At 51.5% G+C, this 25330-nt stretch carries 28 protein-coding genes; 16 read left to right on the top strand and 12 right to left on the bottom strand.

The window, feature by feature from the left end:
• Window positions 1-94 precede the first annotated feature (94 nt).
• The 4 genes from V0288_RS21730 to V0288_RS21745 all read left to right on the top strand — a co-directional run bounded on the left by V0288_RS21730 (window position 95) and on the right by V0288_RS21745 (window position 3170).
• Window positions 95-376 (top strand): pentapeptide repeat-containing protein, encoded by a 282-nt coding sequence (locus tag V0288_RS21730; protein ID WP_332867275.1) that lies wholly within the window; start codon window positions 95-97, stop codon window positions 374-376.
• Between the two features lie 212 nt (window positions 377-588).
• On the top strand, window positions 589-882 hold the full coding sequence (gene clpS / locus V0288_RS21735; RefSeq protein ID WP_332867276.1) for an ATP-dependent Clp protease adapter ClpS: 294 nt from the start codon (window positions 589-591) through the stop codon (window positions 880-882).
• Between the two features lies 1 nt (window position 883).
• A complete protein-coding gene (locus tag V0288_RS21740; protein ID WP_332867277.1) occupies window positions 884-1168 on the top strand; it encodes a DUF2103 domain-containing protein in 285 nt (94 codons plus the stop codon).
• A 1-nt stretch (window position 1169) separates the two neighbouring features.
• On the top strand, window positions 1170-3170 hold the full coding sequence (locus tag V0288_RS21745) for a pentapeptide repeat-containing protein (protein ID WP_332867278.1): 2001 nt from the start codon (window positions 1170-1172) through the stop codon (window positions 3168-3170).
• A 258-nt stretch (window positions 3171-3428) separates the two neighbouring features.
• On the opposite strand, the gene rplI is transcribed toward V0288_RS21745, so the two are convergent.
• Window positions 3429-3887, bottom strand: coding sequence for a 50S ribosomal protein L9 (gene rplI, locus V0288_RS21750; protein WP_332867279.1), 459 nt, complete (start codon window positions 3885-3887; stop codon window positions 3429-3431).
• Between the two features lie 223 nt (window positions 3888-4110).
• A complete protein-coding gene (gene gloB / locus V0288_RS21755) occupies window positions 4111-4884 on the bottom strand; it encodes a hydroxyacylglutathione hydrolase (protein ID WP_332867280.1) in 774 nt (257 codons plus the stop codon).
• 141 nt (window positions 4885-5025) lie between these two features.
• Between gloB and V0288_RS21760 the strand changes: the two genes are divergently transcribed.
• Both V0288_RS21760 and V0288_RS21765 read left to right on the top strand, forming a co-directional pair.
• A complete protein-coding gene (locus tag V0288_RS21760; RefSeq protein ID WP_332867281.1) occupies window positions 5026-6186 on the top strand; it encodes a glycosyltransferase family 4 protein in 1161 nt (386 codons plus the stop codon).
• A gap of 36 nt (window positions 6187-6222) precedes the next feature.
• The gene (locus tag V0288_RS21765; RefSeq protein WP_332867282.1) at window positions 6223-8241 is read left to right on the top strand and encodes an ABC transporter ATP-binding protein; all 2019 of its coding nucleotides are present in this window, start codon (window positions 6223-6225) and stop codon (window positions 8239-8241) included.
• Here the strand turns inward: V0288_RS21765 and V0288_RS21770 are convergent.
• Both V0288_RS21770 and petE read right to left on the bottom strand, forming a co-directional pair.
• Entirely contained in the window at window positions 8235-9215 is a 981-nt protein-coding gene (locus tag V0288_RS21770) for an ABC transporter ATP-binding protein (protein ID WP_332867283.1), read from the bottom strand. The two genes, V0288_RS21765 and V0288_RS21770, sit on opposite strands and share 7 nt — an antisense overlap.
• Before the next feature lie 152 nt (window positions 9216-9367).
• Window positions 9368-9760 (bottom strand): plastocyanin, encoded by a 393-nt coding sequence (petE, locus tag V0288_RS21775; RefSeq protein WP_332867284.1) that lies wholly within the window; start codon window positions 9758-9760, stop codon window positions 9368-9370.
• A 198-nt stretch (window positions 9761-9958) separates the two neighbouring features.
• Between petE and petJ the strand changes: the two genes are divergently transcribed.
• Window positions 9959-10282: a cytochrome c6 PetJ gene (gene petJ / locus V0288_RS21780; protein ID WP_332867285.1), complete on the top strand. Its 324-nt coding sequence runs from the start codon at window positions 9959-9961 to the stop codon at window positions 10280-10282.
• 149 nt (window positions 10283-10431) lie between these two features.
• On the opposite strand, the gene ispG is transcribed toward petJ, so the two are convergent.
• Window positions 10432-11652, bottom strand: a complete 1221-nt coding sequence (ispG, locus tag V0288_RS21785; RefSeq protein WP_332867286.1) for a (E)-4-hydroxy-3-methylbut-2-enyl-diphosphate synthase — start codon at window positions 11650-11652, stop codon at window positions 10432-10434.
• A gap of 166 nt (window positions 11653-11818) precedes the next feature.
• Here ispG and V0288_RS21790 point away from each other — a divergent pair, with 166 nt between their 5' ends.
• From V0288_RS21790 to V0288_RS21805, 4 genes are all read left to right on the top strand, one after another.
• Window positions 11819-12076 (top strand): Asr1405/Asl0597 family protein, encoded by a 258-nt coding sequence (locus V0288_RS21790; RefSeq protein ID WP_332867287.1) that lies wholly within the window; start codon window positions 11819-11821, stop codon window positions 12074-12076.
• A 28-nt stretch (window positions 12077-12104) separates the two neighbouring features.
• Window positions 12105-12686: a (2Fe-2S) ferredoxin domain-containing protein gene (locus V0288_RS21795; RefSeq protein ID WP_332867288.1), complete on the top strand. Its 582-nt coding sequence runs from the start codon at window positions 12105-12107 to the stop codon at window positions 12684-12686.
• Window positions 12687-12779: 93 nt separating this feature from the next.
• Window positions 12780-13685, top strand: coding sequence for an Npun_R2821/Npun_R2822 family protein (locus V0288_RS21800; protein WP_332867289.1), 906 nt, complete (start codon window positions 12780-12782; stop codon window positions 13683-13685).
• A gap of 251 nt (window positions 13686-13936) precedes the next feature.
• The gene (locus V0288_RS21805; protein WP_332867290.1) at window positions 13937-14953 is read left to right on the top strand and encodes an acyltransferase; all 1017 of its coding nucleotides are present in this window, start codon (window positions 13937-13939) and stop codon (window positions 14951-14953) included.
• Window positions 14954-15045: 92 nt separating this feature from the next.
• On the opposite strand, the gene V0288_RS21810 is transcribed toward V0288_RS21805, so the two are convergent.
• The 3 genes from V0288_RS21810 to V0288_RS21820 form a co-directional block, all read right to left on the bottom strand.
• Entirely contained in the window at window positions 15046-17004 is a 1959-nt protein-coding gene (locus tag V0288_RS21810) for a PAS domain-containing sensor histidine kinase (RefSeq protein ID WP_332867291.1), read from the bottom strand.
• 5 nt (window positions 17005-17009) lie between these two features.
• Entirely contained in the window at window positions 17010-17459 is a 450-nt protein-coding gene (locus V0288_RS21815) for a hypothetical protein (RefSeq protein WP_332867292.1), read from the bottom strand.
• A 251-nt stretch (window positions 17460-17710) separates the two neighbouring features.
• Window positions 17711-18178 carry a DoxX family protein gene (locus tag V0288_RS21820; RefSeq protein WP_332867293.1) on the bottom strand — a complete coding sequence of 156 codons (468 nt, stop codon included), beginning with the start codon at window positions 18176-18178 and terminating at the stop codon, window positions 17711-17713.
• On the opposite strand from V0288_RS21820, the gene V0288_RS21825 reads away from it, so the two are divergent.
• The gene (locus tag V0288_RS21825; protein WP_332867294.1) at window positions 18177-18362 is read left to right on the top strand and encodes a hypothetical protein; all 186 of its coding nucleotides are present in this window, start codon (window positions 18177-18179) and stop codon (window positions 18360-18362) included. The genes V0288_RS21820 and V0288_RS21825 overlap by 2 nt on opposite strands.
• 156 nt (window positions 18363-18518) lie before the next feature.
• On the opposite strand, the gene V0288_RS21830 is transcribed toward V0288_RS21825, so the two are convergent.
• Window positions 18519-19397 carry an energy-coupling factor transporter transmembrane component T family protein gene (locus V0288_RS21830; RefSeq protein ID WP_332867295.1) on the bottom strand — a complete coding sequence of 293 codons (879 nt, stop codon included), beginning with the start codon at window positions 19395-19397 and terminating at the stop codon, window positions 18519-18521.
• Window positions 19398-19410: 13 nt separating this feature from the next.
• A complete protein-coding gene (der, locus tag V0288_RS21835) occupies window positions 19411-20769 on the bottom strand; it encodes a ribosome biogenesis GTPase Der (RefSeq protein WP_332867296.1) in 1359 nt (452 codons plus the stop codon).
• A gap of 237 nt (window positions 20770-21006) precedes the next feature.
• Between der and V0288_RS21840 the strand changes: the two genes are divergently transcribed.
• The 4 genes from V0288_RS21840 to V0288_RS21855 all read left to right on the top strand — a co-directional run bounded on the left by V0288_RS21840 (window position 21007) and on the right by V0288_RS21855 (window position 24751).
• Window positions 21007-21408 (top strand): hypothetical protein, encoded by a 402-nt coding sequence (locus V0288_RS21840; protein WP_332867297.1) that lies wholly within the window; start codon window positions 21007-21009, stop codon window positions 21406-21408.
• A gap of 42 nt (window positions 21409-21450) precedes the next feature.
• Entirely contained in the window at window positions 21451-23262 is a 1812-nt protein-coding gene (locus tag V0288_RS21845) for a sodium:solute symporter family protein (protein ID WP_332867298.1), read from the top strand.
• 167 nt (window positions 23263-23429) lie between these two features.
• Window positions 23430-24116, top strand: coding sequence for an ATP-dependent Clp protease proteolytic subunit (locus tag V0288_RS21850; RefSeq protein WP_332867299.1), 687 nt, complete (start codon window positions 23430-23432; stop codon window positions 24114-24116).
• 35 nt (window positions 24117-24151) lie between these two features.
• Window positions 24152-24751: an ATP-dependent Clp protease proteolytic subunit gene (locus V0288_RS21855; protein ID WP_332867300.1), complete on the top strand. Its 600-nt coding sequence runs from the start codon at window positions 24152-24154 to the stop codon at window positions 24749-24751.
• A 96-nt stretch (window positions 24752-24847) separates the two neighbouring features.
• Here the strand turns inward: V0288_RS21855 and V0288_RS21860 are convergent, their stop codons facing one another.
• Both V0288_RS21860 and V0288_RS21865 read right to left on the bottom strand, forming a co-directional pair.
• Window positions 24848-25024 (bottom strand): hypothetical protein, encoded by a 177-nt coding sequence (locus V0288_RS21860; RefSeq protein ID WP_332867301.1) that lies wholly within the window; start codon window positions 25022-25024, stop codon window positions 24848-24850.
• Window positions 25025-25041: 17 nt separating this feature from the next.
• Window positions 25042-25218, bottom strand: coding sequence for a hypothetical protein (locus V0288_RS21865; RefSeq protein WP_332867301.1), 177 nt, complete (start codon window positions 25216-25218; stop codon window positions 25042-25044).
• Window positions 25219-25330: the final 112 nt, after the last annotated feature.

Here is a 25330-nt window from a genome sequence, read left to right on the forward strand (position 1 = left end):
CGTTCAATTTAGCTATCGATAACAGTATACCTCATCTTTGTGAGAAAGGCTGTATGGTACATTTTCGGAATTTTCGGGAGCGTTTTTTGTAGTGATGGTAACTTTATGGTTCAACGTCTTCGCGTATTTTATGGGTTATTATACCCTAACTAATCAATCGAATTTTCTCGGGACGGGAAGAGTAAAAAAGCTTCTACTTACCTGGATTTCAATCTGGGGAACTTCTTTCTATAATGCCGATCTGACCGGCGCTGACTTTAGCGAATCCGACTTGAAAAACGCGAATTTTCAAAGAGCGATTCTTACCGATACTTGTTGGCGCGATGCCCGAAATGTAAACCTGGCTAGATTCGATCGAGCCGTTTCGGTAAAATAGGGTACATTCCTACCGCGCGATCGCCCGAATCCCGAAACTAAACGTTCTCAAGCTTGGAAAGTTCGGTCATACGGGGTTTTATCTTCCTTTTGACGGTTGTTCACTCCCTAAACTCGTCTCTTTTCAGATCGATCGTCATCGAACCGCGCGATACGGGTATTGTAAAATTCAATTACAGGAACCCGTTTTCCGTTTTATCGTGATGCACCGAAATGGCTACCGCACCGAGTACCACCCTAGATAAGTCCACGAGTGTCGTTAAAAAAACCTACCCGAATTATAAGGTGATCGTTCTCGATGACGATTTCAACACCTTTCAGCACGTCGCGGACTGTTTACTTAAATATATTCCCAATATGACGGGCGATCGGGCCTGGGAACTCACCAATCAAGTCCATTATGAAGGACAGGCGATCGTTTGGGTCGGCCCGCAGGAGCAAGCGGAACTATACCATCAACAACTCCGACGCGAGGGGTTAACGATGGCTCCTCTAGAGGCCGCCTAAAATGAATAAAGGTCGGCTGGTTTGGAATCATTCCACCCATATTCCGGGGTTGATTCCCGTGTTGGAAAGATTGATCGCGCGCGAGGGAATTCAAACGGTGACACCGGGGGTTCTCTCGCGATCTAAAGGCCACAGCCCGAAGTTACAATTACGGGTATCGGTTCCCATTCGCGGGGGATACAAGGTGATCGCGAGAACGGGAAAAAGCGTTCAGGAAGTGTTTGTTATTACCGATTTAAATCAAGCGGATCTGGAATCGGCCTTACAATTCGCTTTAGAGAAATAATATGGCTCTCTCGGGTTCGATCGAGCGTCAAGACGAAAGAAGCGCGAAGACACGAAAAACGCGATCGATCGTTCGATGGTTCGGGATAGTAATCGTTTGTCTAGGCTTTTTTCTCCCCGCTTTTCCCGTATTCGCGGCGGTGGAACGGGTTCCGTTAACCGTCGAGATCTTACAGGAAAAAGCGAGTGCGCCGGTAATTAAAGAAGGCATCCCGACGATCGATCTCTCGTCTTTTACCATCGACCTACGCGACGAGAATCAAGAGTTTCGCAACGCGTTCTACCAACAGTTACAAGGTCAACTCACCCGCGCCAAACAACCGTTAGGATTAGATTTCAGTAACTCGCAGATTCAGGGGAAATTTATCGCCTCTCGAATCGGATTAACCGTCCCCCTCTCGAAAATTGCCGTTTCACCTTTATTATCTCCCGCGGAACAGAATTTATTACAACAAGACGATCGGTTTCTAGCGGATAACGGTGAACGGGTGATCGCGATAACGGCGTTCCGCGGGCCGATTATTTTACGGGGAACGGTTTTTCTCGGGGAGGTGGATTTTTCTAAAAGTTTTTTCCTGCAAACGGTGGAGGCGATCGAGGCGAGATTTAGTTTAGGAAGTAATTGGTCGGAATCGGGATTCGCGAGGGTGACGGATTTTTCGCGATCGTCTTTTGTCGGGGATAGCGATTTCAGTCGCTGTCAGTTTTTTAATAACGTTCGTTTTCGATCGGTACAGTTTAAAGGAACGGCAAATTTTCTTCACTCTCGATTCAATACCGACGCGAGTTTCGATGATTCTACTTTCGAGAAAACGGCGGACTTTACCCGCGGTCAATGGCTGAAAAACGCGAATTTCGTACAGGTTGTCTGGCGAGATCGATCGCTATTCTCTAAAAGTCGTTTTTTTAGCTTACTATCTTTTAGAAATTCGACATTCGAGAGGGCGGCCGCGTTCCGATCGAGTTATTTTAACGGCCATGTTAGTTTCCAGGATGTCAAGTTACTCGATCAGGTGGATTTTAGTAACGCGACGTTTACCCCGACCGGATATATTAGTGTATCGGGATTAGGTTTCGATTCGGATAAAGCGAAAATATCGGGCGATCGGGGAGAAATTGCCAAGGTACTCTATCTCCCTACTTTAGCGGGTAATGAATCCGTTTTACGAAATCTAGCGCGTAACTTTCGATCGCAAGAACAGATCGCCGATGAAAATCAGATTAAATATAAAACCGAACGATTACGTTTCCAACAGTTAAAACGAAAGATTCTCGATATTTCTCCCGCGCGGTTTTTCAATCTCGGTTGGTTCGCGGATCTCTTCCATCTCGTTTTTCTCGGATTGCTGTTACTCTTAAGTCAGGACGGTACGAATATCAGCCTGATTTTCGGGACGGGAACGATCGTGTTCGCCTATTTTAGCGTCTTATTCTGGTTGCTCGATCGATTCCGTCGTCTCACCCCGAAGCCGATCGTTCCCACGCGATACGAGATAATTTGTATGGGAATTAGTTCGAGCATTTTAACGCTACTCGGCGTTTTCACCATCGCTCGATCGGCCGGTCATCCGCTCTTAACCTTACTAGCGATCGCCACGATTTTAATCCCGATCCCGGTAACAGCAGTGATCCGTCTTTATTGGAAAGGACGCTATCACGATCTGATCGATAGTTCCTATTTCGTGCAAGATGGAAGTCTGCGACAATTACGGTTGTTAATCACCCGTTTACCCGTCGTCCCGGAATTTCCCCTCTTTCGCGATCGCTATACCCCGGTTCCCTGGGATCGCCGTTGGAATTGGTTGAATTATTACGATCTCAGTTTGAATAATTTATTGAAATTGGGGTTTAACGATTGGCGAACGCGCGATCGGGAATTACCCGGAATCGTTTCTTTCCTCGTCTGGTATCAGTGGGGATTGGGTATTTTTTACGTTACCCTTCTATTTTGGACACTCTCGCGGGCGATTCCGGGATTGAACCTATTAATTTATTTGAAATAAAAAAGTCTTTCTGTCTGCCGAGGGATTATCGAAGCGAAACCCTTTACCTCTTTTTCCGGTGAATTTTCCTCGAAGCGATCGATCCCGACATTCGGCGATCGTTACCACTATTTCCAGACGGGGAGCGAGCGGGAACGGTTAGTCCCCGCGAACTGACGAACATTACCGAATGGAGGGCGATCGACGGGAAAAATCGCGCTTTCTCCCGTGTTTCTTCTAGAATTCACTCGATCTCCTCCTTCTTCACTCTCGTCATCCCTACTGCGCGACCACCTGAATCTCGATCTCGGCGGTAACATCGGGATGAAGTCTGATCTGGGTTTTGTAGATCCCCAGTTGACCGATATCGGGAAGGGTAATGCCGCGGCGATCGACTTCCACTTTCGTCATCGAGAGGATCGCGTCGGCCACCTCTTGCGTGGTAACGGTTCCGAAAATCGCCTCGTTTTCGCCGACCTGTTTGGGAATGGCTATCTTGACGACTTTCTCGATCGCCGCTTTCTTGGTTTCCGCTTCCTGTTTCTCGGCTAAAAGACGTTGACGTTCTTTTTCCTTCCTAAATTCCACCTGTTTGATCGCCCCCGGTGTGGCCGGGACGGCTAACCCTTTCGGGAGAAGATAATTTCGCGCGTATCCGGGGGCGACTTCTACCACGTCGCCATTCCGTCCCAACTTATTAACATTTTCATTGAGGACGACCTGTAATCTTTTCGCCATAGTCTTGACCTTGACTGTACTTCCAAAACTATCATCATACCGTAAATCCGGCATCTAACGATTAATCTTTAGGGGGAGCGGGAGTGGGGAGGCAATTCGGAGGCAGGAGGCAGAAGGCAGGAGGCAGAAGGAGAGGGTAAAGGGTAAAGGTAAAAGGCCCAAAAATAGTTTTTTCCCTTTTCCCCTTCCCCTTTTCCCCCAAAACTCCCCATCTTCCCGTCTCCTAAAACAAATCCTTCTTGCCGCGGGTTCGGGCGAAAACGGTCACGGGGTCGGTCGCGTCCATCGTTGCTTGTAGGGCGGGGGTATCCCAGCGTAGGAAGGGGTTGGTGCGTTTTTCCGTTCCTAATAACGAGGGGATGGTGGCGATATCGCGGGATCGATCGCTTTCCACTCGCCGGTAACGTTCCTGTAAATCGGTATTCTCGGGATCGACGGTGAGGGCGAATTTTAAATTTCCCAGGGTGTACTCGTGGGCGCACCAGACGCGGGTGTTATCGGGGAGCGATCGCAACTTACCGAGCGAGTCTACCATCTGCGCGGGGGTTCCCTCGAATAACCGGCCGCATCCCCCCGCGAACAGGGTATCGCCACAGAATAACTCGCCGGTTTCCCCGTCCGCGGTCGGGGGGAAATAGTAGGCGATATGGGCGCGGGTGTGGCCGGGGACGAAGAAAACCCGCGCCTCGCGTCCGGCGAATTCTACCGTGTCCCCTTCCTGTAAAAAGACTTGTTGGCCGGGGATTCTGCCCCGATCCTCGGCCCCCCCGTAAACGACGGTATCGGGAAAGCGATCGAGTAAATCCCGATTCGCGCCGACGTGATCGCCGTGGTGATGGGTGTTAAAAATCGCCACCAAGCGCGCGTTTACCGCTTCCAATCGCCGTAAAACGGGTTCGGGTTCCGCGGGATCGACCACGGCGGCGAGATTCCGCTCCCGATCGAGTAAGAGGAAAATATAGTTATCCGATAGAGCGCTCAGGCGTTCGATTTCCATCGTGAATTCTCGCGAATATCGTCGTTTCCGATCATAGTCGATCGGGATCGGCCGTTCCGGGCCCGACCGGACGGGGGATTCTCGTTAACAAATATTAACCGGTCTGCTATTCTGCTAGGTAATCCCGATTCTCGATCGACCGTGAAGAAAAAAATCTCCGTTCTCGGCCCGGATTTATCGGGTGGCGGCGGCACTAGAGTCTATCTCGTGGCGCGGGTACTGCAACAACTCGGCCACGATGTCACCGTGTACGGGTTTGTTTTCGGGGAAAAACTCTACCCTCCCCCTCCCGCGGATTTACGGGTCGAGTGGGTGAGGGGTCGGGCCTACCCGCGGTTTTTCGGCGATATCAAGGGATTACTCGATCGGATCGACGGCGATCTCCTCTACGCGATCAAACCCCGTCCCACCAGTTTCGGCCTCGGTTTACTGAAACGTTCCCTCTCGCGTCGCCCCCTAATCCTCGATATCGATGATTGGGAAATGAGTTGGTTCGGGGGTGATGATTGGGCTTACCGTCCGGCCCCGAAACAACTGGCCCGGGATATTCTCAAACCGGACGGCGCGTTACGAGATCCGAACCATCCTTTCTATCTTCGCTCGGTGGAACGGGCGATCGATCGGGCCGACGCGATCACCGTGAACAATCGCTTCCTACAAAAACGCTACGGCGGGATCTACCTACCGAACGGGAAAGATACGCGACTTTTCGACCCCGATCGATACGATCCGGAACTCTGTCGGCAAAAATACGGTTTAGCGGACTATAAGGTATTAATGTTTCCCGGTACGGCCCGACCGCACAAGGGACTGGAGGACGTGTTAATCGCGCTGGATAAACTCGATCGCGAGGATCTCAAACTCGTCGTCGTCGGGGGACGGGAGATCGGGGACGGCTATCTAGAGGGTTTACTGGAGAGGGGGAAACGCTGGATGATCCGTCTGCCGGCCGTGGCGATCGATCGAATGCCCGAGGTGGTCGCGGCCGCCCATGTTATTATCGTTCCGCAACGGGATGACCGGACGGCGAACGCCCAATTCCCGATCAAATTAACCGATGGGATGGCGATGGCGAAACCGATTATCTCGACGAAAGTGGGCGATATTCCCGATATTTTAGGAGAGGGCGGTTATCTGGTCGAACCGGGATCGCCCGACTCCCTCGCGGCCGCCATTCAAGAGGTTTTCGAGAATCCCGATCTCGCCGGACGACGGGGAAGGCGCGCGCGCGATCGTTGTATCGCGTCCTATAGCACCGACGCGATGGCCGCTATCCTGGCCGATCTGCTGAAATCCTTGTAGAACGTTGACATCTTTTATCTGGCGATCGTTATTGATATGAATCCCAACCAAATTCTCCTGAAATACACGCTAAAACACTGGACATTAATTGCCACGTCGGTTGTTTTAGGATTTGTCAGCACCATTTTTAATGGGGTAGGAACCGTTTTAATTATTCCCCTACTCATCGCGTTCATTAATCCGAAAAATACCGTTTTAAATAATGCCCCACCGCTGATCAGAAAAATCTTTGCCATTTTTGAGATTTTTCCGATAGATACCCGTTTTATCTGGATGTTCGTCGCCGTATTTTCTATTTTAATTTTAAAACATATCACGACCTTTGCGTGGAATTTATTAAATACTTATATCTCGTTACTTCTCGCGAAAGATATGAGAATCGATGCCGTAAATATTTTGCTAGAAGTCGATATCGATTTTTACGTGAAAAGTAAAGTCGGGGATATTTTTAATCGTTTTATGTCCGAGATCAATCGGGCGGTCGCCACGATCCGATCGTACATTACCCTGATACAGGTAGTGAGTACCCTGTTCATGTATCTAGTGATATTATTATCGATTTCTTGGCAGTTAACGATCCTGGCAAGTTTTCTGGGCGGATTTCTGGCACTGGTCAATCAAGTCGTCGTTAAGCAAGCGAAAAAATACGGGGATATTATCACCCTAACCGCTAAACAACAGACGAATAAATTACTAGAATTATTAACCGGTATCCGATTGATTAAAGGAACCGGCAACGAATTATACGAGCTAGAATCGATCAAAGTAGATATTCGAGATCGGGAGAAAGCGGGGATGGACGCGCAAACCAACTCCGCGATCATCGCCCCGATCAACGAGATCGGCGGAATTATTATTATCGCGCTGATTATTCTCTCGGGTCGTTATCTCTTCAACGACCAGCTACAGGCGCTCGCGCCGATTTTATTAACCTATCTCTACGTTCTTTTCCGGGCGCTCCCCCTGATCAGCCAACTCAACAACACGCGGGGTCAGATTTTAGGAAATTCTTCGGCGGTGGATGTGGTGGCCGATTTTCTCGATCGAGACAACAAACCCTTCATGACAAACGGCTCGATCGTCTATCGGGGACTAGAAGAAGGGATTCGTTTCGAGAACGTTCGTTTCGCCTATCCCGGACACGACGAACTCGTACTCAAGAACATCGATTTCTGGATTCCCAAGGGAAAAATGATCGCCCTCGTCGGCTCTTCGGGAGCGGGAAAATCGACGATCGCCGATCTTCTGCCGCGATTTTACGATCCGATCGAGGGACGGGTAGTGGTCGATGGTAGAGATCTCCGGGACTACCAGATCAAAACCCTACGGAAAATGATGGGGATCGTCAGTCAGGACACCTTTCTCTTTAACCACTCCATCCGCTATAACATCGCCTACGGGTTAACCGATGTCAGTGACGCGGAAATTCTCGAAGCCACCAAACGCGCCAACGCCTACGAGTTTATCGTCAAACTCCCGGAAGGACTCGATACCGAGATCGGCGATCGGGGGGTACGCTTATCGGGGGGACAGAAACAACGTCTGGCGATCGCCCGCGCCCTCCTGAGAGATCCCGAGATTCTCATCCTCGATGAAGCCACCAGCGCCCTCGATACCATTTCCGAGCGGTTAGTGCAGGAGGCGATCGACGAACTCTGTCGCGAGCGCACCACCCTCGTCATCGCTCACCGTCTCTCCACGATCCGCAAAGCCCACCAGATTATCGTCCTCGAAAAAGGAAACGTGATCGAGGTCGGCAATCACGAGGAATTACTCGCGAAAAACGGTCAGTACGCCCGCTTACACGCGTTACAGTTCAGCGATAACGGGAATCGGCCCGCCGAGTCTAATTCGGACGGGGAACGGGAACGTCTGGCCTATCTCTCCTACGAAACCCGCGGGAGTCTTAACCTGATGCTCGGTTCCCTGCGTTTGATCGCCGACGATCTACTCGACGATCCCGACGAACGGCAAGAGTTGCTCGACCAATCCTATCGTTCGGCCCTACAACTGCTCGATTCGATCGAGAAATACACCGGCGCGCCGACTCATTGACTGGCGGTGATGCCCCGTTCCCGTAACTGACGGATAAAGAACTCCTCCAAAGAAGCCCTGGCGAGATCGAGACCGATTAAGCGTATCCCCATCTCGCCGATCGCGACGATAAACGGTTCGGGTTCGCCCTTGAGTTGACCGTGCCAAAAGCCGTCACCCCAGGTTAACCCCGCGATCCATTCCCGCAATTGGTTCTCGGAACCGCCCTGGACAGTTACCTGATAGACATCCGACCGGCCGAGCAGTTCGTCGAGGGAACCCATACAGAGCAATTCCCCGCGCGCGAGAAGGGCTACCCGATCGCAGATCTGTTCCACGTCCGAGAGGATATGGGAGTTGAAAAAGATCGTTTTTCCCTCTTTTTTGAGAGAGTGGATAATCTCCCGCACCTGATAGCGTCCGAGGGGATCGAGGCCGGACATGGGTTCATCGAGAAAGACGATCTCGGGATCGTTGATCAACGCCTGCGCCATACCGACCCTCTGTACCATTCCTTTCGAGTATTGACGCAATTGTTTTTTCTTCGCCGCCCCCCGATCGAGTCCCACCCTATCCAGCAATTCGGCGATCCGTTTCCGCCGCACCGACGCGGGGATCTCGAAAATCCCGCCGATCAGGTCTAAAAATTCCCAGCCGGTGAGATAGTCGTAGTAATAAGCGTTTTCGGGCAGATAGCCGATCCGTTGCCGGACGGAGCGATCGCCGATCGGCTTACCGAGAATCATCGCCCGGCCCCCGGTCGGACGCGCGATCCCCAGTAAGGTTTTGAGTAGGGTGGTTTTGCCCGCGCCGTTAGGGCCGAGCAAGCCGAAGGTTTCCCCCTCGTACACGCTCAAAGTGCAGGATTTCAAAGATTCGACCTTTTTCTCGAACCAGAAGCCCGTCCGATAGTGTTTTTCGAGATGTAAGGTCTCGACCACGGCCGGGCGCGTCGCGGGCGGGTTCTCTCTCGATTCGTCCAACACAGAATGCATTGTTATCCGACAATTCCTTCCATACACTCCATCCCTACAATGCCCGGATACCCCCGGAAAATTTACACCCCCGAAAAAATAACCCGCGGCCGAAACCGCGAGCTATTTTCGATAAAACCCTTTTCTCGGGCAAAAATCGGGAATATATTTCCCTATTGGACGGTGATCTTACCTACCATCCCCGCGCCGCGGTGGGGTTCACAATAGTAGGTGTAGGTTCCGGGTTGGTCGAAAGTGCTGGTGAAAGACTCTCCCGCCGAGAAAGCGAGTCCTTTATGGGATAGCTTGGTCGCCACACCATCGATCGCCGCGCCATCGGGCGATTTCGCTTCCCCGAAAACCACGTTATGGGGGGAAAGCTTATTATTGACCCATTCCACCGTATCGCCCGCTTTGATCGTGAGCGCGGGGGGATCGAATTGCAAGGTTCCGTTGTCCCCACCCATTTTCACGGTGTAGGTTTCCGCCGAGGCGGGAGCGGTATTGAAGAAGAAGCTAGTCAGCACTAGCGCGACGGTAGCGACTAATAAACCCAGTTTTTTCATGCTTGTTAACCCTTTACACGAGCGTTCACGGACAAGTTTTACAGCCTGTCTTTTGACAAGAGAGCGAAGCTTTGCTTGTTATTCTCCCCTTCTGTCTATCTTATCACCAAAGTAGGACAGCCTGTCTTTTGACAGGAAAACCGGTTTTATCGAGGATCGTCTAGGAATATTGTCCGAATATTCAGAGGAGAACCGATCGTGAAAAAAATCTTAATTTCCGCCCTAGTTCTGGTCTGTGTCGCTTTCTTTAGCCTAGCCCGTCCCGCCCTCGCGGCCGATGGCGCGGCGGTTTTTACCGCTAACTGCGCTTCCTGCCATCAAGGCGGGAAAAACGTGGTGAATCCCGCTAAAACCCTGAAAAAAGAAGATTTAAGCAAAAACGGGAAAGATTCCGTCGAGGCGATCGTCACTCAAGTCACCAAGGGTAACGGCGCGATGCCCGCGTTCGGCGGTCGTTTGAGCGCGGAAGATATCGAGGCCGTGGCTAACTACGTTCTCGCCCAATCCGAAAAAGGCTGGTAGGAATCCCTAGCCGGAATCGGTATCACCGATCGAGAGAGTAGGGGCGAGCTTCCAAACCCGCCCTTACTGTATTCAGGAGTCAGACCAGGAAGTGATTTCTCTATTTTCCGTCTTAACTCCCGAATTCTTGACCGATTCGGCTAGATAATCTAGGGATCGACCCAACGGCCATCGGTCTTGATCAGATCGATTAACGCCTCGACCCCTCGCTCTTCGGGAACCTTGATGATTTCCTCGCGACCGCGATAGAGAGAGATATAACCGGGCTGTTTCCCCACGTAGCCGTAATCCGCGTCGGCCATTTCCCCGGGCCCGTTGACGATACAACCCATGACGGCGATATCGAGTCCGACGAGGTGGCTGGTGGCCGCTCGCACTTTCGCTAACACTTCCTCTAAATTAAATAACGTCCGACCGCAGGAGGGACAGGCGACGTACTCGACCATCGTTTTCCGCAAGCCCAACGCCTGAAGGATGCTGTAACAGACGGGAATTTCTTTTTCCGGCGCTTCGGTGAGAGAGACGCGGATGGTGTCACCGATGCCGTCCGCGAGAAGGGTGGCGATGCCCGCGGTGGATTTAATCCGCCCGTATTCCCCGTCTCCCGCCTCGGTAACGCCCAAGTGCAGGGGATAATCCATGCCTAGCTCGTCCATGCGCTTGGCCATCAAACGATAGGCGGCGATCATCACGGGAGTGCGCGAGGCTTTGAGGGATACTACCAGGTTTCGGAAATCGAGGGATTCGCAGATCCGGATGAATTCGAGGGCGGATTCGACCATTCCTAGCGGGGTATCGCCGTAGGTAAAGAGCATTCTTTCGGCGAGGGAACCGTGATTGACCCCGATCCGCATGGCTTTTCCCTGATCTCGTAGGGATATAACGAGGGGTTCTAGGGTTTCTCTAATTTTTTCGCCGATCTCGTCGAATTCGGCCTGTGTATATTCGGAGCGATCGCCTTTCGGTTTCTCGAACACGTACAGACCGGGGTTAATCCGTACTTTCTCGATATGTTTGGCTACTTCTAGGGCGATTTTCATGCCGTTGTGATGCACGTCGGCGACGATCGGCACGGGTTGATAGGTTTTATTCAGTTTTTCTTTGATTTCGGCGAGCGCTTTGGCGTGGGCTAGGCTCGGTACGGTGACGCGGACGATCTCGCAACCGATTTCGTGTAAGCGACGGATGGCGGCGACCGAACCCTCGATGTCTAGGGTGTCCTCGTTGATCATCGACTGTACCACGACGGGATGACCGCCGCCGATGGTCACGTTCCCTACCTGGACGGGGCGGGTTTTCCGGCGGCGAATGGTGGTGTCGAACTCGGGGGGCGTAACTGGGGATTTTGTCGTCGGTTCCAACGTTTGCATATACAGTTCACGAACGATCACTAGCCCTATTGTCTCAAAGAAGGGGTTCCGGTTATGGCTCGCGAAATTGATCCCGTCAAGTTATTGACACTCTTTTGCAATTGTCCGCTATACTGGAAACATCGACTTTTAGCGGTAACGCTAATTATTCTCAGTTGTAATCGGGATGAACATAGAGGGATTTCTATTCGAGGGCGATCGATCGATCGATGTGAGCGGTTCGGATCGTTGGGAGGTCTATCGCCGTCTCCGGTCGTTGGATATAGCCTGTCAATGCTCGACGTATCAACCGTTGCGGGTTTCGATCGAGACCGCGAACGATATTTTACAGGTGTGGAGCGTTCTCCGTCAGACCCGTTCCGACCGCCGATCTCTGGTCGGTTGGCTGGAAACTTGCTGGCGATCGGATCTTGAAAACAATTAGCGACTCTATCGGAGGAAAGTGAGAGATCATGTCAAAGTATTCCCCGCGAACCCTACCCTTTCAGGTGGTCGGTCAATTCCTCGGTTTCGTTCTAAAAGACGGTTATAAGATAAAATATTTAAGAATTATCGTGGATGGGCGAGAATATTGGTTTAAGCCCGAAAAAGAACTGCGAGATCGTCTCTCTCTCAATATTCCTATCCATACATCCCTACAGGTTACGGGAGAAAGTCGGGTTTGTGAGAAAACGGGCAAACTCAAGTTGAAGGTGACGGGAATCGAAAATCTCTCGGCCGGGGAATCCCGAGTCCCGGAGGAACCGAAACCGAAACCGAAACAAGCGACCGTCCTGGTCTGTCAGAAGTCCGACTGTTGGAAAAACGGGGGGGCGACCGTCTGCCGGATGCTGGAAGAGGGTTTACAGGAAAAGGGATTGGCGGATACGGTCCATATCAAACGGACGGGATGTTTGAAGCAGTGTAAGCGGGGGCCGAACGTGGTCGTTATGCCCGATAAAAAACACTATAGCAACGTCGATCCGCGACAGATTCCCGAGTTGATCGAACGGCATTTCGCGTCGTCCGAAGAGGCGATCGCCACGAGAGCCTGATCGGGGAGAGCCGACGGTTCGATCGGGACGTTTCGTGGTATGATCTCGCGTGAATTCCGAATCTTTACCATTGTTAACCCGATAGGACATTTTATGAAGCGAGGGATTTACATTACCGCGAACGATCGGGTACTCGATCAGTCGATCGCTTTGCTGAACAGTATCCGGGCGCGGGACGAGGAAGTTCCCGTGATGTTAATTCCCTACGATGATAACTATCGGGAAGTTGCCGATCGGTTGGGGGAGAAATACGGGGTCACGGTGTATCCCGATCTCCAGTTAGTTAACGATCTGGCGCAAAAAATTTACGATATTTTCGGGGAGAATTATTTCGCCCGTCCCAATCAATTCCGGAAACAGGTTTGCTGGTTCGGGGAGTTCGATCGCTTTCTCTATATCGACACCGATATCGTCGTTTTTGAAAAAATTATCGATAATTTAAACTTCCTCGACGATCACGATTTTCTCTGTTGTGATTTTCAATACAAAAAAGGAATTCGGGATGTTTTCAGCCCCGCGGTTCTCGAAAAAGGTGTTTTTACCGAGAGCGATCTGACGGGAATGTTTAACGGGGGATTCTGGGCATCGAAAAAGAATTTACTCTCGGAAACGGAGCTTTTCGACACCTTTAAAGAATGCGCCGAACATCGGGAGTATTTCGATTTCTCACAAAAAACTTCCGATCAACCGATTATTAATTACACGATTCTCAAGCGGGTTCCCAACCGTTTTAATATCACGCGCGCTCCCGGGTGCGAGGCGGGAAATTGGGGGGGGAGCGGGCATTTTCAGCGTCAGGAAGATTTTTTGATCGATCCGAGAGTGAATCAGAAATTAAAATATTTACACTGGGCGGGAATCCGGATCGAACCCGGTTGCCCCTACTGGGATATCTGGAAACATTATCGCTATCTCGGCGATCCGAATCCCCCGGCCGATCCGCCCCCGGCGAAACCGAAAAGCGTCTGGCAGAGATTACTCGATAAAGTGAAAGGCTGAAAATCCCGATCGATGAGAGAGCGCTAGTTTGTCACCCGCGGCCATCGCGGGAGAGGGGTTTTCTTCCGTTACACGGGATGACGAGCGCGTTCGGGAACCGTCGGGGCGATACTAGCGATCTCGTCTTGAAAACTTGACCCGTCGCCTTTCCGGAAAACAAACGAGAGGATTTTGGCCGGAGCCGAGCGCTCTTGTGCGATCGCGACAATTAGATTATGATGCTTTGATATTTTTGCCATCGATCGAGTATTATGGAAAAGATTAGATATTATGGATTCGATCATCTTCGAGGACTCGCTTGCCTAACTGTTGTTTTCTTTCATTCTCAAGTCTTAAATCCTTTACTCCGAGTTCCGGTGCTTGGAGATTTAGCCAATATCGCTTCTTATAATATCTTTCCTCTAGCCGTACCTATTTTTTTTCAAATTTCTTTGTTTCTGACGTATTCTAAGGGCGGCGATACCCAATATATTATATATCGAAAACTTCCCCAATTATTGAAGATTTTTGGGCTTTGGACGTTCGCGGGATTTATCGAAGCTTATTGGTTTCAAAAAGATCTCCATCTTTCGTCTATAAAGAATGCTAGAGATCTAGTTTCATGGCTCCTAAAAGGCGGCGTTAGCTGGGAACTCTATTTTCTCGTTTCTTTGATGATTATTACGGTCTTAGCCGCCTTGAATCAATATCTTTATCGAAAGACCAACCGCTCGATCGAGCTTCAATGGCTTTTTCTCGCGGTCTCTTCTCTAAGCCTCTATGTTTATCAATTTCCGCTTTGGCATCCATTTAATTTTTTACCTTACATTTTTTCCTCTCTAATCGTTTATCAACTGTATCAAAATAACCCAACCTTCCTAGATTATAAAAAGCATTTTAAAATTCTGATCGGTCTATCTATACTTTTCGTGATAATGAGCGCTTTCGAGTGGGTAGGAATGTACGATAGTAATCGCTGGGTATTGCTTCCTCCCTACTCTCGGGCTTCGTTGGTACTGGGCGGCTGTCTGATTTTCTATATCGGGTTAATCTTGAAAGAGCCTCCCAAAGGTCTGCTGTTGTTAGTCGCTAACTACTCTTTGGGAATTTATTGCCTTCACGTAAAATTTATCACGCTTTTGAATAGCTTCAAAAGTGTTTGGACAATGGTTTTACCAGGTTCATTAAAGTTCCTGCAAAGTAGCCTGTTATTTGTAATCGTATTGATTTTATCGATCGCCACGGTAAAATACCTTAGAAATATCAAGTTCTTGAAACAATTCACCTAGCTGGATGCCCGATCGACAGAGACCGTTCTCGATAAAATCCAGAAGGCGAGGCGGGGGTTAATCGCGCGGAACCCAAGCCACGATCGATTCCCTCACGTTTCCGGGTTGACGATCGATTTCGGCCAGGTAAAACGGAAGGTCGTCCCCCGATCGCCCGTCGATTCGATGGCGATCTGTCCGCCTTTCTGCTCGATAATTTTTTTGACGATCGCCAGGCCGATCCCGGTGTATTCGGTTTTATCGCGGGCCTCCAGGGTACGGAAAAGGGCGAAAACTCTCTGATGGTGTTCGGGGGCGATGCCGGGCCCGTCGTCGCGGACGGAAAACTCGTAAAATTGTCCCCGATCGAGTACCGAGACCGTCACCTGTCCGCGCGATCGATCGTGGTGTTTGATCGCGTTCTCGAATAAATGACCGAAAACCTGCTCTAAAGCCGAGCGTTGTGTGAGTAATGTCGGCATTTCACCCTGAAACTCCCAGCTAAAGCTTCCGAGAGGGTCGAGACGGGCGATGATTTCCCGGAAAAGTCGAGCGACGGCGACGGTTTCGAGACGGTTTTTCAGCCGGCCGGCGCGGGAATATTTCAACAGGCCGTTAATTAAATTCTCCATGCGATAGACGCGACCGCGGAGAAGTTTCATATAATTTCCCGTTTCCTCGTCGAGTTTCCCGTCGAGATCGTCCTCTATCCATTGAGAGAGATGGGAGATCGCCCGTAATGGCGCTTTCAAATCGTGGGAGATCGCGTAGGTGAATTCTTCGAGTTCGTGATTGTGTTTTTCGACTTCCGCGGTGGTTTTGAGTAATAGGGTGTTTAATCGGGTCAGTTCCTCGGCCCGGGTTTGTAGTTGCTCTTTCACGCGAACCCGATCGCTAATATCCGAGGTACAACCGACCACCCGGATCAGGTTTCCTCGTTCATCGCGGATCAGGTAACTCCGATCCCAAACGTTTACCCAATGGCCGTCGCGATGCTGTACCCGGTATTCCGATTCGTAACAGTCCTCGGAGAGATCGAAGTAAACCTCTTGGAGACGTTCGTGGTCTTCGGGATGGATGCGATCGAGCCACCATTCCCGCGTGGCCGGCACGTTTTCGGGCGCGAAACCGACGAGTTTTTCCAGTCCTTCCGATCGATAGACCTCGCCGGTGGGGACGTTCCAATCGTAGATCACCCCGTGAATCGCTCTCGCGACCAGACGGAACCGGGCTTCGCTTAACTGTAACGCGTTCTCGATCGCGATCCGTTCGGTAATGTCGCGGGCGATACCGAGAACCTGCTGAACCCGTCCCGATTCGGTACGGCTAAACACCACCTCCCGACTACTGAACCAACGCCACCGGCCGTTACCGTGGCGGAGTCGGTACTCGAAATCGAGCGGCGTGTTATCGGGGGAACACCTCAGACGTTCTCGGTGTTGTTCGGCCCGCGGGCGATCGTCCGGGTGGAGAACCTGTTCGATAAAGGTCGGCCCCATCGCCGCGATCGTCTCCGCGGGGTAGCCGATGTCCTCGCCGACGCGGGAACCGAAATAGAGGTATTTCTTCTCGATCGGATCGTACAGGTACCACAGATTAGGACTGTTGACGATCAATCGCTCGAAAAATTGTCTCTGCCGCTCCCGTTCTTCCTCGATCCGCTTGCGATCGCTAATATCGATGATATAGAGTAAAATCCCTCCCGATCGAGGGTGAATCCGGATTTCTAGCCAGATTTTTTGTTTCGGGCAGAAATACTCGAATTTCCGGGTCTGGCGCGAGGCGATCGCCGATTGCCAGGCGATCTGGAATTCTCCCCCCTGCCATTCGGGATAGAAATCCCAAAGCCGTTTCCCGATCGCCCCCGCGGGGGATTCGCCCAATAAATCCGCCTGTCGCTGATTGAGCCAGAGGCTATAGGCCTGATTATCTAATAACCAGAGACCGTCGCCGATACTGTCGAGAATATTCGGGAGAAATTCCGTGACCGCCAGCGAGGTTAGCCCATCGCTCGCCGCTATCCTGTCGAATTGTCGCGTTTTTTCACTCCTGGTCACTTTTTGTCCGTGCATTGAGATCACCCGAAATTATTTGGTTTTTTTGTCTTTTTTGGCGATTTTTTCGGTTCGGTTTCGGGAAAAGGTGAATCGAGCGTTTCCCCGGCCCCGTCTATCAGACCGAGCGGTAAAGAGCGATCGAATTCTCCCGGCGCGTCGGCAATTCGCTCGACGGCCCGTTGGATTTTGTCTTTAAAAGAGGCGAAAATTTCCGACCATCGCGGAGTTAGGTCTTCGGCGACGGATTTTACCGCGGCCACGCCTTCCCGGAGCGGTTTGGTAGCCGGTTCGGGGTTTTCCAGGAGAGCGGGCGCGGGTTCGTCCTCGGCCGTCGTTCGATCGAGCGATCGTTTACCGAGGGACTCGATCGATCGAGCGAGTAAGATCGCCGCTAGGGTGAAACTGGCTTGTTTGACCCGATGTTCTAGCTCTGCCGCTTTTTTGGCTTTCTTTCGTCGCGATTTAGCCATTTTCGTACCGTTATAAGACTCGATTCCAACCTAACGCGTCCGGGTAACGATCGAATCTATAGCGAGAATCAATCGACGGGGCCGGGCGCTCTACCGGGAGAGAGAATTCGACGGGTTCGGGCATTTTTCGAGGTTTAACCGAGGTTTTTTTCGGGATTCAAAAACGGAAAACGAGCTTTTTTTAAAAAATTATATTTTTATTAAAACGAAAAAAAAACGGATTTTCTCCCTCGGATGAACCGGGGCTACCGCTATCGAGCGCTATCTCGATGGAAGATCGGGGTCTTCGCGAGAGATCGGGAAACCGGTTCCGCTCCCGCCTGACTTTCCGGATCTCGCGTGTACCACCAAGCCCAAGCGATTAACACCGCCTGGAAGGGAAGTCTGATCCAGTAGAGAATCGGGATGTGGGGGATGCCCTCGACGGGGATAGCGTTGATCGCCTGATTGATATTCGCCGGGAAAACGGCGATAAACAGCGCGATCAGACCCCAGGCCGCCGCTACACTAACGTAGGGTATCAGCAAGCCGATCCCGCCCAAAATTTCAAAAAATCCGCTGATGTAGACCAGCGCGATCGGGTGGGGGAATAGAGGGGGAATCAATCGAGCGTAGGGAATCGGCTTCAGGAAATGAGTGATCCCGACGAGGACGATCGATACCGCTAAAACCCCTCGAAGGATTTCTTTTCGGGGAAGGGTTCGGGGAAGAGAACTCATGAATTTAGCGATCGCTCGATCGATACTAGAAAGAGAGCGCGTTCTCATCCCTCGCGAGAGGGTGAAACGTACCTTAACGATACGGCGATCGGGCGCGAATATTAGCCTATCCAGAGAGGGAATCTTGGGAGTAAATTTTCTCTATCTCGCGAAAGATATCCGAAACATCCGAAAAACTTTCTAAAATTGTATATCGGGCTACGATACGCGACATTCTTGGACTTGGCGAATTCGATCGGGAGGTGAGGGGGATGGGAAAGTGTTTCCGGGAAAGGGGAAAGGGAAAAAAGTTTTCGGAATTCTTCTACCTTCTTCCGGACTCCTGCCCGCGAATTGCCCCCTAATCCATTCCCCCGACTAGAAAGCGGGCGATCCAGAAGGGAATTAGGGCGAAAAGGGCGATCGAATCTCCCATTCCTAAGCGGAGTTGATGCCAGCGTACTAGGTGCTCGTCGGGGCTGGTGAAACCGCGGACTTCCATCGCGATGGCGATCTGTTCGGCGCGGAGGAGAAGATTATCGAGGATTTTCTCGATCACGGTTAACCAGACTTTCGCGCTGTTTTTCAGGCCCAATTTCTTCCAATCGATCGCCCGCGTCCGGATCGATCGGGCGAGATTCTGCACCTCTTCCAACACGAGAGGGATAAACCGCAAGGAAAGGGTTAGAGTCAGGGAAATTTCCGTCACCGGTAGGTTAAATCGGCGTAGGGGACTCATTAAGTTCTCTAATCCCGCGGTAATTTCCTCCGGCGCGGTCGTTAACAGGAAGAGATTGGTACTGTAGATCAGGGTGAAAATCAGGGTACTAATTCTCACGGCCAATTCTAGCGATCGACGGGTTACGAATAATCGCCCCTTATCGAGCAGAACATAGTTATAATCGGTCGCCTGCGGGAGATTTACCGTGCTATCGGGCAATCGCGGCTGGATACTTACCGATAGTCCGTCGGGAGTCAGCGCGGTGATGATAAATACGAGAACGCACAGGAAAACGAGCCAGCCCATCTGTTGCCGCCAGACGCGTAGGGGAATCCGCGCGAGGAGGGTGACGATCATTAAAAATCCGACCAAACCCAAGCGCCACCAGGGATTCGCCAGTAAAGGCGCGGCGAGAAAGGCCATCAACCAGACGAATTTTACCCGCGCGTCTAATTTGTGGAGCCAGGTGAGCGGTTTATCCAGGTAGAGTCCGATCGGTAGACTTCGCAATAAATCCATAGATAAACCCTTTTTAAACCTTGGTCGCCCGATTGGCGCTTCTTTCTACCTCGCGAGCGGGTTTGCCGCGCCAGATCAGGCGGATCGGCGTTCCGGTGAAACCTAGCTGTTGCCGGAATTGTCCCTCGATGTAGCGGCGATAGTTCTCGTTGAAACGTTGGGGATCGTTGACGAAAAGGGCGATCGTCGGCGGTTGGCTGGATACTTGCGTTCCGTAGTAGAGTTTGCCCTGTTTTCCCTGTCGGGTGGTGGGGGGGCTGTGCCATTTTACCGCGTCCTCGATCACGTCGTTGATCACGGAAGTGCTAACGCGACGACGGTGGGATTCGGCGGCACTATCGACGAGATCGAGGATTTTTTGCACTCTTTGCCCGGTCATGGCGCTGACGAAGATCATTTCCGCCCATTCCATGAAGTAGAGTCGATCGAGGATTAATTTCTGATAGGTGTTGATGGTGTAGGTATCTTTCTCGATCGCGTCCCATTTGTTGGCGACGATAATTACCGCGCGTCCTTCCTCGATAATCCGTCCGGCGAGTTTTAAATCCTGATCCGTTACCCCGTCGATCACGTCGATCACGAACAGTACCACGTCGGAACGCCGGATCGCTTTAAACGCGCGGTTAATACTGAAAAATTCCGCGCCGTACTCGACGTTTTTCTTGCGCCGGATGCCCGCGGTATCGATGAGGCGGTATACTTGTCCGTCGCGCTCGATGAGGGTATCGATCGAATCCCGCGTCGTTCCCGAAATCGGGCTGACGATCGCCCGTTGTTCCCCGGTTAGGGCGTTTAAAAGGCTGGATTTGCCCACGTTGGGACGACCGATGATCGCGACTTTAATCTCTTCACTTTCGGGAATCTCTCCCATCGGGGGGAGGTACTCGATCGCCGAGTCCAATAACTCCCCGGTTCCGCTTCCGTGTATGGCCGAGATCGGGAAAGGTTCGCCGATGCCCAGTTCCCAAAATTCCGAAGCTTGTATAATTCCCTGTTCCACCGACTCGCATTTGTTGACCGCGAGGAGGAGGGGGACATTCTGCTGTCTCAACCAATCCGCGATCTCCCGATCGCCCGCGGTGATGCCGGCCTGTCCATCGACGACGAAAATGGCTAAACTCGCTTCGGCGAGGGCGATCGTCGCCTGTTCGCGGATCAGGGGCAGGAATTCGGTATCGTCGTGAAAAACCAACCCCCCGGTATCGACGATCTGGAAATCCCGATCGCGCCAGAAAGCGTCGCGGTAGGTGCGATCGCGGGTGATTCCGGGTTCATCGTGGACGATCGCCTGTTGATCTCCGGCGATACGGTTGACGAGGGTGGATTTTCCCACGTTCGGACGACCGATAATAGCGACGACGGGCAGTTTCATAAGCGAGGGGGACGGGAAGAAATTTAAAAACCCAATACTCTATCATAGCGAGACTCGATCGATGACGCGTGTTCGTTTCTCTCTTACCGGCGATTTTTCGGAAAAAGATCGGGAGAACGATCACAATGAAAAGGGAGGCGGGAGGCGGGAGGCAAGAGGCGGGTAGATAATTTTTACGATTTTCGATGATTTATTACTATAAGTTTATTTTGAGTTTTTGAGAATAATTGGCTTTTTATGACTATCCGGCCTCGTTTTATCCCCCGATCGATCTTTCTATCCCTCGTCGCGTTCCTTTTGTCGCTCGCGATCGCCGCTGTTTTGATCCGGGGGAATCCGGTGAACGCGCAATCGGATTCGGCGGTTCGATCGGAGTTAACCAGTCTCCGCGATCGGGTCGATCGACTCGAAAGCGAAGTCCGCGGGGTATCTTCCCGTCAGAATTATCCGTCCTCTCGATCGCCCGGTGTACCGCAACAGCGATCGGGAGTGGGGACGGTAAACGGTCAATTGGTGGGACGGAGCGACCCCATGTTCGAGCGTCTATCGACCCTGGTAATCGAATTGAAGGAACAGGTAAATCAATTGGAGAAACGGGTAAAAACCTTGGAAACGGAAACCGCCGGACGGAACCGGTAGTCAATTGGTGCTATAACGATCGAAAGTTTAATCGAGAGTATTATGCAATTCATTGACTATCTAATAGTCTTGCTATATCTAGCGGGAACGCTGGCGATCGGCATTATCGCCGAGAAAAAAGCCTCGCAGGGGCTAGAATCTTATTTTTTAGGCGATCGTAACCTGCCCTGGTGGATGCTGGGGGTATCGGGGATGGCCGCGAATACCGACCTCGCGGGAACGATGGTGATTTCCGCGCTGATCTACGCGGTGGGAACGAAGGGACTACTGATCGAGATCCGCGGGGGTGTGGTGTTAATTATGGCGTTCCTGATGGCCTTTATGGGCAAGTGGAATCGCCGGGCTAGGGTGATGACGATGGCGGAATGGATGAAATTCCGTTTCGGATCGGGAAAACAGGGGAACGCGGCCCGGATTATCAGCGCGGTGGCCACGATTTTATTCTCGATCGGCGCGATGAGTTATTTTTCCGTCGCGGGGGGGAAATTTCTCGGGCAATTCCTCGGGATGGACGATCGCCTCGCCTCGATCGTCTTGATTTTCTTAACGTTAATCTACACGGTTGCTAGTGGTTTTTACGGTGGGGTAATTACCGATTTATTTCAGGGATTTCTAATTTTTGTCGCCGTGATTTACGTGTCGGGAATCGCTTTTTTTACCGTCAATCTTCCCGATACTTTTAGCGTGGCGATCCCCGGCGCGACAGAACCGAAAACGTGGAATCTGTCCGAATGGAGTAGTATTTTCCCCTCGATGACGTTGGATTTACCGGGGGATTACGCGATTTTCAATCTCTTCGGTGGGGTGGTTTTTTTCTATTTATTAAAAACGGTGATCGAGGGCTGTAGCGGTAGCGGTGGCTATATGTTACAGAGATACCTCGCGGCGAAAAGCGATCGGGACGCGGGTTTACTCTCTCTTTTCTGGATTATTTTACTATCTTTCCGCTGGCCGTTAGTCACCGCTTTCGCCGTTCTAGGAATTCAGTACGGTTTAAATAAAGGAACGATCACCGATCCCGAAAGAATCCTCGCCACGGTGATTACCGAATATATTCCCGTCGGGATGAAAGGATTATTGATCGCCTCTTTCCTCGCGGCGGCTATGTCCACCTTTAACGCGGTGATTAATGCCAGCGCGGCCTATTGGGTGAAAGATATCTATCAAGCTTTCTTGAAGCCGTCAGCGTCGGAAAGAGAGTTACTTTGGCAGGGTCGTCTCGCTTCCGTTTTGGTAGTGGTTATCGGCTTGGGGTTGAGTTTTAGTATTCAGAGTGTTAACGATATTTGGGGATGGTTAACGACGGGATTGGGGGTAGGATTAGCGGTTCCCCTGCTGTTACGTTGGTACTGGTGGCGTTTTAACGGGTACGGTTTCGCGATAGGAACGGTCGCGGGAATGATCGCGGCGATCGTCGCCCAATTGGTCATTTTACCTTACTTTCAACACTCCCAATATCAGGAATACATTCTCTTTCTCGTGCCGAGTTTGTGTTCGTTAGCGGGATGTATTATCGCGACGCTATCCAGTCCCCCGACAGAGATGGAGGTGATGGAACATTTCTACAACGTGACGCGGCCTTTCGGTTTCTGGGGAGAGGTTCGTCAGGGGATTAAACCGAATCTACAGGCGAAAATTAAAGCGGAAAATCAAAGGGATATTTTCGCGGCGGTTCTCGCGGTTCCCTGGCAGTTAACTTTGTTCATGATGGGCATTATTTTCATCATGAAACAGTGGGATAGTTTCAAAATTCTAGCGTTAGTGTTCTTATTGCTGTCGATCGGTCTTTACTTTACTTGGTTCCGCCATCTCTCGAAGGAAATCACGGTAACGGACGATCGGGATCTCGGATAGACGAGGTTATTTCGAGTGCCCCCGATCGCCATTATCCCTCGATCGGGGGACGGAAAGCGATCGCTCTCCCCTCGCGTCGATCGCCCGAAAACCGTCCTGATCCCAATCGACCCACCCGATCGCGTTAAAATCAAAAGCAGGATACTGTGTAAGACGGAAAAGGCAAGATGAACTCACCGATCAAAGCGGTACAGACCGCGTATTACGGGGACGCGTACTATCGGACACCACCGCCGGATCTCGAATCGCTGTTACTCAAAGAGCGTATCGTCTATCTGGGATTGCCCCTATTCTCTTCCGATGACGTGAAACGGAATGTCGGCGTGGACGTGACCGAACTGATCATCGCGCAACTCCTCTATCTCCAGTTCGACGATGCCGAGAAGCCGATTTTCTTCTATATCAACTCGACCGGGACATCGTGGTACACCGGGGACGCGATCGGTTATGAAACCGAGGCTTTCGCCATCTGCGACACCCTGAACTACATTAAACCGCCCGTTCACACCATCTGCATCGGTCAGGCGATGGGAACCGCGGCCATGATTCTCTCCGCGGGAACCAAGGGATATCGCGCGGCGCTTCCCCACGCCACCATCGTCCTCAACCAGAACCGCACCGGCGCGCGGGGACAGGCGACCGATATTCAAATCCGCGCCAAAGAGGTGATCGCCAACAAACAGACCATGTTGGAAATCTTCTCGAAAAACACGGGACAAACCACCGAAAAATTGGCCAAGGACATGGATCGGACGTTCTATCTGACTCCCGAACAAGCCAAAGAATACGGGCTGATCGATCGAGTTCTCGAAAGCCGCAAGGAACTCCCCAAACCCCTCGCCCAGATTAGTTAAGATTTATCACGAATTAGCAGGAGTCGTCACGAACTATGCCTATCGGTGTTCCGAAAGTACCCTACCGTCTTCCCGGTAGCCAATACGAGCAGTGGATCAGCATTTACAGCCGTCTCTCGGTCGAACGTATCCTCTTTTTAGGGCAGGAAGTCACCGACGGGTTAGCCAACGCCCTCGTCGCCCAAATGCTCTATCTAGACTCCGAAGATCCCAATAAACCCATTTATCTCTATATCAACTCCCCCGGCGGTTCCGTGACCGCGGGAATGGCGATTTACGACACGATGCAGTACATCAAATCGGAAGTCGTCACCATCTGCGTCGGCCTCGCGGCCTCGATGGGCGCGTTTCTCCTCGCCTCCGGTAGCCCCGGCAAACGTCTCGCCCTCCCCCACGCGCGGATCATGATCCACCAACCGATGGGAGGAACCGGCCGCCGTCAGGCCACGGATATCGACATCGAGGCGCGGGAAATTTTACGGATTCGCCAACAATTGAACGATATCCTGGCGAATCGCACCGGACAGCCGCTCGAACGGATCGAGAAGGACACCGATCGGGACTATTTCCTCTCCGCCGAGGAAGCCGTCACCTACGGGTTAATCGATAAAGTCGTCGAGGGACGACCGGCGTAATATTCCGACGGAACTCGTCATCAATTCAGGTGGGTTAATGCCCACCTTTTCGCTTTTTCCGTTCTATTCCCCGCGATTGGAGTCCTATCTTTATCTCTAATTTTCCGCTACCTGTCGAACTTGTTCGATCTCTAAGTCTAAAGCCGAGGCGATCTGTTCCACGGTTAAGCCTAACGCCAGCAAACGGGGGATAGATTCTAGTTTGCCCTCTAATTTCCCTTCCTGCCGACCTTCCTGTTTAGTGGCTTCTTTCCATTCCAGATAGGCTCGCATGGAGGGTCATAAACACCTCAATTTTCCGCCACTTGTCGAACTTGCTCGATCTCTAAGTCTAAAGCCGAGGCGATCTGTTCCACGGTTAAGCCTAACGCCAGCAAACGGGGGATAGATTCTAGTTTGCCCTCTAATTTCCCTTCCTGCCGACCTTCCTGTTTAGTGGCTTCTTTCCATTCCAGATAGGCTCGCATGGAGGGTCATAAACACCTCTCGGTCTTCTTCGTCTAAAGTATTTTTAATCTCTATACTACCGCTCTTTTATCACTATGGGGAGGTTAGAATTAAGAAAAAGCCCTGAAAGCG

Origin of the sequence: Pannus brasiliensis CCIBt3594 (assembly GCF_036688125.1) — a bacterium.
In the GTDB taxonomy this organism is placed as follows: Bacteria; Cyanobacteriota; Cyanobacteriia; order Cyanobacteriales; family Microcystaceae; genus Pannus; species Pannus brasiliensis.